The 13,603-nt window shown below is 39.9% G+C and carries 11 protein-coding genes and 1 tRNA gene; 3 read left to right on the forward strand and 9 right to left on the reverse strand.

Annotated elements, in window-relative coordinates; all coding sequences use genetic code 11:
* The first annotated feature begins 279 nt into the window (after positions 1-279).
* Both ELZ61_RS05740 and zevB read left to right on the forward strand, forming a co-directional pair.
* Positions 280-954, forward strand: coding sequence for a DUF1007 family protein (locus tag ELZ61_RS05740; RefSeq protein WP_126372110.1), 675 nt, complete (start codon positions 280-282; stop codon positions 952-954).
* Entirely contained in the window at positions 945-1,982 is a 1,038-nt protein-coding gene (zevB, locus tag ELZ61_RS05745) for a zinc transporter permease subunit ZevB (protein ID WP_126372112.1), read from the forward strand. Before ELZ61_RS05740 ends, zevB begins: the two co-directional genes overlap by 10 nt.
* A gap of 65 nt (positions 1,983-2,047) precedes the next feature.
* Here zevB and ELZ61_RS05750 read toward each other — a convergent pair whose 3' ends face one another.
* The gene (locus tag ELZ61_RS05750; RefSeq protein ID WP_126372114.1) at positions 2,048-3,019 is read right to left on the reverse strand and encodes a calcium/sodium antiporter; all 972 of its coding nucleotides are present in this window, start codon (positions 3,017-3,019) and stop codon (positions 2,048-2,050) included.
* 163 nt (positions 3,020-3,182) lie between these two features.
* A tRNA-Asn gene (locus ELZ61_RS05755) sits at positions 3,183-3,258 on the reverse strand.
* A gap of 391 nt (positions 3,259-3,649) precedes the next feature.
* Here ELZ61_RS05755 and uvrB point away from each other — a divergent pair.
* Positions 3,650-5,683: an excinuclease ABC subunit UvrB gene (uvrB, locus tag ELZ61_RS05760; RefSeq protein WP_126372116.1), complete on the forward strand. Its 2,034-nt coding sequence runs from the start codon at positions 3,650-3,652 to the stop codon at positions 5,681-5,683.
* A gap of 126 nt (positions 5,684-5,809) precedes the next feature.
* Here the strand turns inward: uvrB and ELZ61_RS05765 are convergent, their stop codons facing one another.
* From ELZ61_RS05765 to potA, 7 genes are all read right to left on the reverse strand, one after another.
* Entirely contained in the window at positions 5,810-6,217 is a 408-nt protein-coding gene (locus tag ELZ61_RS05765; RefSeq protein WP_126372118.1) for an OsmC family protein, read from the reverse strand.
* Between the two features lie 161 nt (positions 6,218-6,378).
* Complete coding sequence (locus ELZ61_RS05770) at positions 6,379-7,338, reverse strand: AEC family transporter (RefSeq protein WP_126372120.1); 960 nt, start codon at positions 7,336-7,338, stop codon at positions 6,379-6,381.
* Between the two features lie 126 nt (positions 7,339-7,464).
* The gene (locus ELZ61_RS05775; RefSeq protein WP_126372122.1) at positions 7,465-9,102 is read right to left on the reverse strand and encodes an NAD-dependent malic enzyme; all 1,638 of its coding nucleotides are present in this window, start codon (positions 9,100-9,102) and stop codon (positions 7,465-7,467) included.
* A 368-nt stretch (positions 9,103-9,470) separates the two neighbouring features.
* A complete protein-coding gene (locus tag ELZ61_RS05780) occupies positions 9,471-10,547 on the reverse strand; it encodes an extracellular solute-binding protein (protein ID WP_126372124.1) in 1,077 nt (358 codons plus the stop codon).
* A gap of 137 nt (positions 10,548-10,684) precedes the next feature.
* Positions 10,685-11,452, reverse strand: coding sequence for a spermidine/putrescine ABC transporter permease PotC (potC, locus tag ELZ61_RS05785; protein ID WP_103852687.1), 768 nt, complete (start codon positions 11,450-11,452; stop codon positions 10,685-10,687).
* A complete protein-coding gene (gene potB / locus ELZ61_RS05790; protein ID WP_103855555.1) occupies positions 11,452-12,312 on the reverse strand; it encodes a spermidine/putrescine ABC transporter permease PotB in 861 nt (286 codons plus the stop codon). The genes potC and potB overlap by 1 nt, the downstream gene beginning before the upstream one ends.
* A complete protein-coding gene (gene potA / locus ELZ61_RS05795; protein ID WP_103852693.1) occupies positions 12,299-13,414 on the reverse strand; it encodes a spermidine/putrescine ABC transporter ATP-binding protein PotA in 1,116 nt (371 codons plus the stop codon). Before potA ends, potB begins: the two co-directional genes overlap by 14 nt.
* Between the last annotated feature and the right edge of the window lie 189 nt (positions 13,415-13,603).

Here is a 13,603-nt window from a genome sequence, read left to right on the forward strand (position 1 = left end):
CGAAAAAAAACCTCCCAAAAGGGAGGTAGGAAAGTAGTTTAGCTATTTATTTTGATTATTTTATTTAGGAACTTTATGAATATCAAGCAATCACTTGACAGGGCATATACTACCGATAAGCTGTTGATAAATAAATGATGAATTTACATTTTTTTGATATAAATCACAGAAATAGAGTTTTTTTGTTAGATTTTGTTGTTTAAATCAGCAAATGGCATTTTGTCTGCCTTTGGATTTAGTGGTAGGATTTTGCTTTCTTTTGTTTTAGTAAGGAAGATTATGTTCAAAAAATGCTTGAGGCTATTGGCTTTAGTTCCGTTGCTCAGTGTTGCCCACCCGCACGCCTTTATTGATATGCAAAGTAAGGTGTTGGTGGAAAAAGGGGAGTTAGTTGGGTTTTCGATGCAGTGGGTGCTTGATGAGCCAAGTTCTGCCAGTATTATTTATGATTTAGCCCAGTCCACGCAGCCGAGCGATAAGCAAAGGTTGATTGATGAAGCAATGAAAAATATTGTCAATGAGCATTATTTTAGCTATCTCTTTGATAAAGATAAGAAAAAGATTAAGTACAAAGCGCAGCCGCAAAATTATGGAATGAAATCAAATGGCACACAAGTGATGTATTATTTTGATTTTTTGTTGTCTAAGCCCCAAGTGCTGAAGGAAAACCAGTTTGAATTAGCGACATACGATCCCACTTATTTTGTGGCAATGACTTATCCAACGCAGAAGAAACCTACAGAAAATAAACCCATAGAAAATAAACCCATAGAAATTAAGCAAAGTGCGGTGGATTTTTCACAACTTCCAGCCCAATGTACGGGCAAAGTGATTGAACCGAATGTTGATGAAAAGATGCGCGAATATGCCGCATCTTTAGATCGTAGTCAGCGTGATGAGGACCCTTCCCTTGGCAAGGTTTTTAGCCAAAAAGTGGAGATCATATGCAATTAACTAACAACATAAAAAAAGCGATTAAGTATTTGCTAATATTGCTATTACTAGTGGGAATTGGCTTTTATGCTTTGCCTTATTTATTTGGGCAAACGATCATTTGGCAGAAAATCTTTAATCAACATATTTCGGGGTATTTGCATCAAGTTAAACAATATCCCGTACAAGCGGGATTAGGTTTAATCTTGATCAGTTTTCTCTACGGCGTGTTGCACGCACTTGGCCCAGGCCACGGTAAATTTGTCATTGCCAGTTATCTATCCACCCACCAAGCGAAATTAAAAACCAGCGTTCAGCTCACCTTGTTGTCTTCTTTAATGCAAGGCGTGGTGGCGGTGGTGGCGACCTCCATTATTGTGGTGGGATTGCGTTTGTCTTCCCATTATTTCAAATTGAGCCAATTGTGGCTTGAACGATCTGCTTTTATTTTAATGTTCTTGCTAGGCGCATATTGGATTTATCAAAGTGCGGTGAAATTTTTGCGAGAATTTCGCCACAAGAAACGCAGCATTTCAGTGGGAAAAATTCACGCCATCAAACCGATTTCGGCAAAAGCAATTTCAGAAAAATCGGTTCAGCTTGTGCAATCTCATTGTGATCATAGCGAGCACGCAGAGGGTTGCAGTTGTGGACATCAACACTTGCCGAGTTCGCAGCAATTAGACAAGGCGACCAATTTTAAATCTCGTTTGCTTGTGATTTTAACCATTGGAATGCGGCCTTGCTCAGGGGCGATTTTTATTCTTTTTCTTTCCTATATGCTGGATCTTTATCAATGGGGAATGGCAGCGGCAATGGCGATGGCAGTGGGAACAGGGATTACGCTATCTTTATTTGCCTTGATTGTGCAATATGCAAGGCAGACTGCGGTGAAATTAGGGCGTTGGTATGTGAGCGCAGAACATTCTCCTTATGCCGAAATTGTGGTGAAATTGATCGCAGGATTTGTGGTGATCTTCTTTGCGACAGCATTATTTTATGGCACAACCTTGCCTGTGCGTGGTGGGGCGGTGCTATTTGGCGGATAATCTTCAGATGAAAAATAGGGGTGAAATTTCACCCCTTTTTCTTTTCATCGTATCACGCGTTCAGCTTAAAGTGCGGTGTAAATTAACAAAGAATTATAAGCTACATAGCACAGAAATAGCACCAATCCTTCAACTCGGTTAATTCGCCCATTTTTTCCTTTGAAACCGTAACCAAATAAAAACAGTAAGCCTGTTAATGCAATCATAACGAGCATATCTCGGCTAAACACTTCGGGCGTGGCTTGAATAGGGCTGATTGCGCCAGCAATGCCGACCACTGCAAGGGTGTTAAACAGGTTCGAGCCAATAATATTGCCTACCGCGAGATCTAATTCATTTTTTCTCGCTGCCATAATGGAAGCCGCCAATTCAGGCAATGATGTGCCAATGGCGACAATGGTTAAACCGATAATCAAATCACTTACGCCTAAATAGGTGGCAATATTCACCGCGCCCCACACTAATAATTGCGAGCTAGCCATTAATAATGCCAAGCCAATCACTAACCACAACACCGCAGTTTTCAACGGCATTTGTGATTTTTCTTTGAGTTCATCGCTAATGTCTTGTTCAAGGCTATCGCCTGAATGTCTTGTACCTTGCCAAATTGTCCAGCCCATATAGAAGGTGAATACCGCCAGTAAAATCAGCGCGTCAAGGCGAGAAATGGTGGCGTCATAAATTAAAAAGGCAGAAAGGAGGGTAACTAGCATTAACACGGGCAATTCTTTTTTTAGCACCTGCGAATTGACCATAATCGGCTTAATCATTGCGGTTACCCCTAAAATCAAGGCAATATTGGTGATGTTTGAGCCATAAGCATTTCCGAGCGCAATTCCCGGGCTGTGATTTAATGCAGAAAGCGCTGAAACAATAATTTCAGGCGCAGAAGTACCAAAACCAATAATTACAATGCCGATCAACAAGGGCGACATACCTAAATAACTGGCGAGAGAAGCCGCACCGTCAATAAAACGATCTGCACTCCAGACTAAAATCGCCAATCCGACCAGTATAGCGAGAAAAGATAAAAACATTTGCGTGTCCTATAAATGATGAAAAGTAACGAATATTATCATTATTATGAAAGGCTGATGAGAAAAAAATAAAAGCCCATAAGGAGGATATGGGCTTTAAGCTCTTTTGGAACGAAATAGCTTTTATAAAAGGAGACAAATAAAAACTGCCAAAAGAGAAAATTGGCTCCTCCTGCTGGACTTGAACCAGCGACATACGGATTAACAGTCCGCCGTTCTACCGACTGAACTAAGGAGGAATAATTCTGTATCATTAGGAATTGGTCGCAGATGATAATGATCTGTCTTTCCTTTGTCAACAGTGAAATTAAAAAAATTTTGAAAAATTATGTTCTTTTTTTATATCCACAGCGCCTGTGGATAAGTCTGTGAGTTTTAATTTGAAAAAATCGCCGAGCCCTTGAAAAAACTAGGGTTTTGCGAATTGGCAATAAAATTGATTGTAAAATAGCATTTCTTTATTTATCAATAAGTTAATAAAAATCTAGAAATTTTTTTAAAATTTTTTTTGATTTTGTGAGATTTCAATCTTGACAAATATAAGTCTGTGTAAAACTTAAAATTTTGCTCAAGCCGAATGTAAAAAATTATGTTAAAATTGACCGCACTTTTCGGATAGGCAGTTTTTTTATGAGTAACAAAATTCACAGCAAACCTTTTATTCTTCATTCTGATTTTTCGCCTTCTGGCGACCAACCTCAGGCGATAGAAAAGCTGAGTGAAAATCTCAATGATGGTTTAGCGCACCAAACCCTGCTTGGGGTAACGGGATCGGGCAAAACCTTTACCATTGCCAATGTGATTGCCAAGCTCAATCGCCCTGCAATGTTGCTTGCGCCAAATAAAACCCTTGCCGCGCAGCTTTATGCGGAAATGAAAGCCTTTTTCCCTGAAAATGCGGTGGAATATTTTGTTTCTTATTATGATTATTATCAGCCAGAAGCCTATGTGCCGAGCAGCGACACCTTTATTGAAAAAGATGCATCCATTAACGATCAAATCGAGCAAATGCGGCTGTCTGCCACTAAATCTTTTTTAGAGCGCCGCGATACCATCGTTGTGGCGTCCGTTTCTGCCATTTATGGTTTGGGCGATCCCGATAGCTATCTCAAAATGATGTTGCACTTGCAAACAGGAGCGATCATCAACCAGCGAGAAATTTTGACAAAATTGGCAGAGCTACAATACACACGCAACGATCAAGCATTTCAGCGCGGCACATTCAGAGTGCGGGGCGAAATTATTGATATTTTTCCTGCGGAATCTGATGATCAAGCCATTCGCATTGAATTATTTGATGACGAAATTGAACGCCTGAGCCTTTTTGATCCGCTGACTGGCACGAATTTTGGCGCGGTGCCGCGTTATACCATTTATCCGAAAACCCACTATGTTACGCCACGTGAACGGATTTTAGAAGCCATCGATCAAATCAAAACAGAATTGGCACAACGGCGAGAATACTTCATCAAAGAAAATAAATTGCTGGAAGAACAACGTATTACCCAACGCACACAGTTTGACATTGAAATGATGAATGAATTGGGCTATTGCTCGGGTATTGAAAATTATTCACGCTATTTATCGGGGCGTAAAGAAGGCGAGTCGCCACCGACATTGTTTGATTATATTCCTGCAGACGGTTTGCTGATTATTGATGAATCTCACGTTACTGTGCCACAAATTGGTGGAATGTATCGCGGCGACCGCTCACGCAAAGAAACCTTGGTGGAATATGGCTTCCGCTTGCCTTCTGCACTGGATAACCGCCCATTAAAATTTGAAGAATTTGAACGCCTCGCACCGCAAACCATTTATGTTTCCGCCACGCCCGGCCCTTACGAATTAGAAAAATCGGGCAGTGAAATTATCGATCAAGTGGTGCGCCCAACAGGCTTGCTCGATCCTGAAATTGAAATCCGTCCTGTGGCAATTCAGGTGGACGATTTGCTTTCCGAAGCACGCCAAAGAGCGGATAAAAATGAGCGCGTTTTGGTAACCACATTAACCAAACGAATGGCGGAAGATCTGACCGATTATTTAGAAGAACACGGCGTGCGCGTGCGTTATCTACACTCCGACATTGACACCGTAGAACGGGTGGAAATTATCCGCGATCTCCGCTTAGGGGAATTCGACGTGCTAGTGGGAATTAACTTATTGCGGGAAGGGCTGGATATTCCCGAAGTGTCTTTGGTGGCGATTTTAGATGCAGATAAAGAAGGCTTTTTGCGTTCCGAACGCTCATTGATCCAAACCATTGGGCGTGCGGCGAGAAACTTAAATGGTAAAGCCATTTTATACGCGGACAGCATCACCAAATCAATGGAAAAAGCCATCAACGAAACCAACCGCCGCCGTGAAAAACAAATGAAATACAACGAAGAACACGGCATTGTACCGCAAGCGTTGAACAAAAAAGTGGGCGAATTGCTTGATATTGGCCAAGGCGCAACCAACAACAAAGCAAAAAGCAAACAAAAACAAAAATCCGTGGCAGAACCCACCGCACTTTATCAACCAACTAGCAGCAAAGAACTTCAGCAACAAATCAAAAAACTGGAACAGCAAATGTACAAACACGCCCAAGACTTGGAATTTGAAAAAGCCGCCGCCGTGCGTGATCAGTTGCATCAGTTACGGGAAAGGTTTTTGGAGAATTAAATCTTATTTTTACAGAAATTATTAATGAAATTTTTCCAGAATAGTTTGTTGGAAGAATTGTTAACAATAAATATATAAAATTCTGCTAAGGCCTTATTTCCATTAGGAAATAAGGCTTTTTGTGGATTATTCGTAATGAAAATGAAATTCTTGCACTAAATCTGCACTGAGGCTTTTGGCGACAGGGCAGGTGTGAGCGGCGGCTTCTAAGGTGGCTCGTGTGCGTTCATCGAGATCTTTGCTAAGATAAAAATCTAGTACAACGCGAGCCACTCGGCGTGGGTTAAGTGCCATTTCTTTTTGAACTTCAATGCGTGCTCCTTGTAAATCTACGCCAAGATCTCTTGCTCGAATTCCCATAATCGTCATTGCACAAGCTGCGAGTGAGGCGGCAAGTAAATCTGTTGGTGAGAATGCTTCCCCTTTGCCGTTATTATCCACTGGGGCATCGGTGGAAATTTTGTCGCCACTTTGTAAGTGAATTAAATCGTTGTGTAGATCTCCAGTGTAATGAATGGTTGAAATATGTGCCATAGGAACTCCTTGTTGAGATGATTTATAGTCTAGTTAGAGTAAAAGGAAAGTAGATTGAGAGCAAGATAAAATTATTTTTTTTATTTAGAAAAATAATTATGGAAAATGCTGTTTGAATAAGTTAAACAGCATTTTTGTAAGTGCGGTGCTTTTTTTTAAATTTAGTTTAAAAGCCCAAGTAAAGCATCAATAAGTGGCACAATAGGAATAAATAATAGGGTGCTTGTGGTTACGATATTGGTGGCAAAGGATACATCGCCTTTGGCTTCATTTGCGAGAATAGGCAATATGGCGAGAGCAGAAACAGAGGATTGCAGAATAAGCGTCTGTGTTTCAATAGTTGGCAGTGGTAGCCAAGCTTTGCCCAGGAAAATAAGCAGTGCCATAATTGCAGGGGCGATAGCAAATTTACCGATGAGTGCGGTAATGGTATCTTTATCAAATCTGATGCTTTTTAGCCCTGCATCATAAAGGGTGATGCCAATATAAATAAGTGAGAGAGGTGTAACCATTGCACCAATGTAGCTTAACGCACTATGAATAAAATTTGGCACTGGAATATTGATAAGTAAAAATATTAGCGCGACTAGAAAACCTAGTAGTGGTGGCGGTAAAAGTTTTTTCCAGCTGAATGTGTTATGTGTTGATGGCTGCGGTTGGCTACTATCTTGCGCAATCAGCCAAGCACCAAATGTCCAAGTAGAAATTGTATTTAACACATAATAAACTAAAAAATAAGGCATACTATTTTCACCAAATAATGCGATATTTAATGGTAAGCCGATAAATATGGTATTAGCGTTTACAATCGTATTAATAAAGACACCTTTCCGCCCAGCGCGAATATTAAAGAATTTTGTCATTAACCACGCAATAATATAGCCTAATAATATTGCGATACTGCCATAAATTAATCCGTCTGATAGAGAAAATAATTTTCCACGAGTAAGGTGGCTTAATACGGAAACAAAAATGGATGCTGGTAACGCAATATTCATAATTAGTTTAGAAATATTACCAGTAAAGCTATCTGCAAAATAGCCTTTGTGTCGTAAACAGAAGCCTAATGCAATAATAAGCACGATAGATAAGATATTTTCAAGTGCGGTGAGAAAAAGCATATTATTTTCCTCTGTTTGAATTATTTATTTTTTAAGAGTTTAGCAAGATGTTTTTTATATTAATTAATAAGATGTGGTAATTTTTTATAAAAATGCCGTCCAAATATTAGACGGCATAGATGATATTTAACGATAAACAGCCTGCCACATTGCGTCTTGTACGCTTTGTACCCAGTTATCACTCTGTTTAGTTGCCACACCATCTTTTACCGCTTGTTTAGCAACGGCAACCGCAACAGTGGCGGAAGAAGCGCGTAAGTTATCCACTGGTGGAAGAAGTGATGCACCTAAATCTTGTGGGTTTACTTGGCTTGCTACGGCTTCCGCTGCTGCAAGTAGCATTCCATCTGTAACCTGTTTTGCTCCAGATACAATCACCCCTAGACCTAATCCAGGGTAGAGCAGTGCATTATTGCCTTGTCCAATATGGAAGTCAGTACCATTATATTGCACAGGATCAACAGGGATTCCCGTTGCAATTAAGGCTTTACCTTGTGACCAAGGTACGGCATCTTGTGGCATCACTTCGATACGTTCTGTTGGGTTAGAAAGCGGTAATAAAATTGGGCGTTCTACACCTGCGCAAAGGGCTTTAACAACTTCTTCGCTGAATGCGCCGTGATCTGTTGATGTACCAATTAAAATGGTTGGCTTCGCTTGTTTTACCACTTCTAACAATCCAATTTTGCCATTTTCACGCGCCCAATCAGCCACTTCCGCAGCAGGACGAGCATATTCCTGTTGGTAATTAGGCAGATTTGGCATATCGTCAGTGACTAAGCCATTAATATCAATCAGCCATACGCGTTTTTTCGCTTCTTCGCGTGAAAGTCCGTTACGTTCCATTGCGGCGCTGATTTGATCTGCCATTCCTGTACCAGCCGTACCTGCACCATAAACCACAAGGCGCTGTTCTGCAAAATTCTGTTTTGTTACTTTTAAGCCAGAAATTACCGCAGCCATCACAATCGCCCCTGTTCCTTGCATATCATCATTGAAAATACGATATTTTTCACGATTCTCAACTAAGATACGACGCGCGTTGGACGGGCCAAAGTCTTCAAAGTGCAACAGGGCATTCGGGAACATTTCAGAAGCGACTTTGAGATATTCATTAATTAAGTGATCATAGCGCTCACCACGAACACGAGCGTGGCGGTTGCCAAGATAAGTTGGATCGTTTAGCAATGCTTCATTATCTGTTCCCACGTCTAAATTCACTGCAATGACACGGCTTGGATCAATGCCTGCAGCTGCTGTATACACCGCTAGTTTTCCGACAGAAATATCTGTTCCGTTCACGCCCCAATCGCCAATACCAAGAATTTCTTCTGCATCAGAACACACGATGAGATCCACATCATCTGCACCAAGCCCTAATGTTTCAAAAGAAGCACGAATATCTTCTGGGCGGTTCACATTCAGATAAACTGCACGAGAACGGCGATAATCACGGCTCCATTGCTTGATTGCATCACCTACAGTAGGGTCATAGACAATCGGTAGCATTTCGGCAATATGCTCGGTAAGCAGGCGGTAGTAAAGCACTTCATTACGATTATGTAATTGATCAAGGAAAATATATTTTTCCATTGGTTTTTCATAGCAAGAAAGCTGTTCGTAAGCACGTTTGGCTTGTTCATCAAGGGTTTCCACCGCAGCAGGTAAACGCCCTGTTAAGCCGAGTTTAGCGCGTTCTTCAAAGGTAAATGCTGTGCCTTTATTAGTCAGAGGGTTAGTGAGAATATCAGGGGTATGACTCATTTTTAAACTCCTTATTTGTGAAATAGATTATTTTTTGATAGTTAAAATAGCTATTTATTATTGAGTATATGCCCATAAATAATAATTTCAAGTGGAGTGCCGGTTATTTTTTTGCAAGATGTTGATTTTTAAAGGTTTATTTCGATTTTTTCTGTAGTGTTATTTTTGCTGTATTCAATTGTAGTTATGTAATTATTATCATATGAAGAATTGGAGATGATTATAAGAAATTATTTTTTATTAGCGTTATTTTAACTTAGTTAGACTATTCCGTAATAAAAAAGAGTAAGTGCGGTGGGATTTTAGTAAGTTTTTTGAATATAGGAAAAAATAAACCTCGCATTTGCGAGGTTTATTTATGCGAGAAATTATTTCGCTGCTTTTAATTTTTGGTAATACTCTTCATAGTACTGAACAGCATCACCAACGTCATCTTGCCAGTAGCTGCTCTGTAACACTTCTTGTGTTGGGTAGATAGCAGGATCTTTAGTAATTTCATCTGGAAGTAATTTTAACGCTTCAACATTTGATGTTGGGTAGCCAATTTCTTCTGTTAATTTCGCTGCTGTTTTCGCACCTAACATATAGTTAATAAGTTTGTGCGCGCCATCTGGATTTTTCGCTGTTGCAGGAATTGCAAGGGTATCAACCCAAAGCACAGGGCCTTCTTTCGGGAATACCATATCTAAAGGTGCATTTTCTTTTTTCGCAATACGCACAGAACCATTCCATAATTGACCCACGTTCACTTCACCTGAGATGAATGAGTTAGCGGGGTTGTCAGAGTTGAAAGAAAGTACGTTTGGACGTAATTTTAATAACTCTTCGTAAGCTTGTTTAATTACTTCAGGATCTTGTGTATTTGGATCTTGACCTAGTTTTAACAATGCGATATTGAAAACTTCGCGCGCGTCATCAAGAAGTTGTACTTTACCCACAAATTCTGGTTTCCATAAATCGCCCCAAGTGGTGAAGTCAGAACCTTTGTAATCATTGGTGTTATAGGCAATACCCGGTGCACCTAATAATTGTGGTAAAGAATATTTGTTGCCTTTATCGTAAGGTTTGTCTAACCAATCTGGGTTTAATTCTTTGATAACAGGTAATTTGCTGTGATCTAATGGCATTAACATACCTTCACGCGCCATTTTTGACACAAAGTAGTTTGAAGGTGCGATAACATCGTAACCGCCAGCTTCACCTTGTGTTTTTAATTTAGCGTACATTGTTTCGTTAGATTCAAGGCTTGAAACAATGACTTTGATGCCAGTTTCTTTGGTAAATTCGTCTAATAAACCATCTGGAACATATTCTGTCCAAGTGTAAAGATATACGGTATCGTTAGCTGGTGCTTTGGTGTCCGCATTCTTTGTTTCTTTATCATTACAAGCTGTTAAAGTAACTGCGATCATTCCGGCTGTGAAAAGACCTGCAAATTTTTTCATTTCTATCATTCTCCTGTTAAGAGGGTTAGGGGCATATTTTGTTTTTACAAAATATGAATAAAAAAACGCCTTGACAGCGTCAAGGCGTATTCTATTTTGTCTATGCTTATTTGTGAAGTATTATTTTCCCATTTGGGCTATTTATCTTTTTTCGCCACAACTTGGCTTAATACCACTAAAGCAAGGGAGAAAATAATCATAATGGTGGCAAGGGCGTTCACTTCTGGCGTTACCCCTGTTTTCACCAATGAGAAAATTTTCAGTGGTAAGATTTCATAGCTTACACCGCTCACAAAAGAAGATACCACCACATCATCAAGGGAAATGGTAAAGCTCAATAACCAGCCCGAAACAATGGCAGGAAGTGCCAGTGGCAAAATAATTTTACGCAAAATGGTTACTTCACTTGCACCTAAATCTTTCGCCGCTTCAAGCATTTTGGCGTCAAATCCTTTCAAGCGAGAGAACACGCTTACTACAACATAAGGCAGACAGAAAGTGATATGTGCTAAAAGCAATGACCAAAATCCGAGCGAGATACCAACGATCATAAATAACGCAAGCAAAGACACCGCCATTACAATATCAGGCGACATCATTACGATAAACAACATTCCGCTCACCGCCTGTTTACCGCGGAAACGATAGCGATATAAAGCAATCGCCGTTAATCCACCCAAAATTGTAGAAAAAGTGGCCGCAAAAAAGGCGATAGTTACAGAGTGGAACGCAGCTTGGATTAAGGTATCGTTGTTAAATAAACGCTCATACCAATTCCAGCTAAAGCCTTTCCAGCTTAATCCGTAGCGATCAGCATTAAACGAATTGGTCACCAAAATGATAATTGGGATATACAAATAAGCGTACACCACCAACATAAAAACATTACGCAGTAAACGACTCATTATTCCAACTCCATTTTCTTATTCATTAATTTGCTTGCTTTGTAATAAACAAAGATGAGTAATGCCATTAAAATGGTCAAGCCGATACTAATTGCAGAACCAAATGGCCAGTTACGCGAAATTAAGAATTCACTCTTGATCACGTTACCCACAAGCAAGACTTTCGCACCACCGAGTAAGTCCGCCACATAGAACATTCCCATTGCTGGTAATAACACTAATAAACAGCCTGCAATAATGCCCGGCATTGTGAGTGGAATAATCACTTTAACAAAGCGTTGGAAACTGTTTGCGCCCAAATCTTTAGCTGCTTCTAATAAACGGTAATCCAATTTTTCAATGGCTGCATACAATGGCAAAATCATAAATGGCAATAACAGATAGACTAAACCAATAATCACCGCCGCTTCCGTATTAAGAATACGAATTGGCTCATTGATAATGCCAAGGGTCAGCAAGGTGCTGTTTAAAATCCCTTTTACACCAAGGAAAATTTTCATTCCGTAAATACGAATTAATGAGTTCGTCCAGAATGGCAATACTACTAAAAAGAGCAAAATAGGGCGATATTTTTCCTTAATTTTGCTAATCATAAAGGCAAAAGGGTAGCCAATGATTAAACAAATAATGGTCGCAATGCCCGACATATAAAGAGAATTCCACACCACTTGCGCATAAAGCGGTTCAAATAAACGCGTGTAGTTCTCAATAGTAAATGGTAAGGCATAAAAATCACTGCTATCACGGGTTAAAAAACTCACCGCAAGCACCAATAAGTTTGGCGCAAGCACAAAGAAAATTAACCACGCAAAAATGGTGGTAATGGTGATTTTTTGAAATCCAGAATTAGCTGTCTTCATCGTCTAACACAACCTCCCAGCCTTCGTGCCAAGTTAGGGCAACTTTTTGTCCTACGGAGTGATCAATGTGCGGATCATCTTCATTGAAGAATTCGCTAACTAACACTTTCATATTGTTATGATCAAGAATAATGCTAGATTCCAAGGTCATACCTTTATAGTTACGATCAGAAACGTGTCCGATAATCGCTTTGGATTGTTCGTTTTCGTCTAATTCTTCAATCACAATATCTTCAGGGCGTAAAAGCACTTTCAAATGCTGATCAGGTTGAACCGGTAAATCAGTATAGATCTCACAAATACGACCTTCCACGTTGGCTTTTACGGTTTTTTCGCTCACGCGCTCAATCACTTTGGCGTTGAAAACATTAATTTCGCCAATGAAACGTGCCACGAATAAATTCTTCGGCTCTTCGTAAATTTCGCGTGGTGTGCCATCTTGCTCAATGTTACCTTTGTTCATCACGATAATACGATCAGACATTGTTAAGGCTTCTTCTTGATCGTGGGTAACGAAAATAAAGGTAATGCCTAATTGACGTTGCAAGGCTTTCAGTTCATTTTGCATTTCTTTACGCAATTTATAATCCAATGCGGAAAGCGATTCGTCTAGTAACAACACTTTTGGCTTATTTACCACCGCTCTTGCAATGGCAATACGTTGTTGCTGACCGCCAGAAAGCTGATTAGGCTTGCGATCCGCCATTTCTTCCAAACGAACCATACGCAAGGCTTCCATTACGCGCGGTTTAATTTCCGCATTTGGCACTTTCTGCATACGCAAACCGAAAGCCACGTTTTCAAAAATCGTCATATGCGGGAACAGGGCATAACTTTGGAATACCGTATTCACAAAACGGCGTTCTGCTGGCACATCAGTAATATCCTGACCGTCCAAAATAATCTTACCGCCGTTAGGATCTTCTAATCCTGCAATCAAGCGTAACACTGTGGTTTTACCACAGCCTGATGGCCCTAAAATTGTCAAAAATTCGCCATTGTTAATGGTAAGATTTAAACCATTAATAATCGTTTTGTCGCCATAAGATTTGGTTAAAGAACGAAGCTCAATAATCGGCTTGGTTTGAACTGAATTTTCCACTAGCTTTGGTTTTCTCCCTAAGAAAATTGGTTGAACAATCAGTGTATAGAAATAAGTGCTAATGATATAGCGAACGCCCCATAATGAAAAGCAATTAATCATATTTTGACTAAAAAAATTGCGTTGAATTTTGTTATATATCAATACCTCAAGTTAAGCGCCTAGTTAGAATAAAACGCAACGATTTTT

It is taken from the genome of Avibacterium volantium (genome assembly GCF_900635775.1).
Taxonomy (GTDB): domain Bacteria; phylum Pseudomonadota; class Gammaproteobacteria; order Enterobacterales; family Pasteurellaceae; genus Avibacterium; species Avibacterium volantium.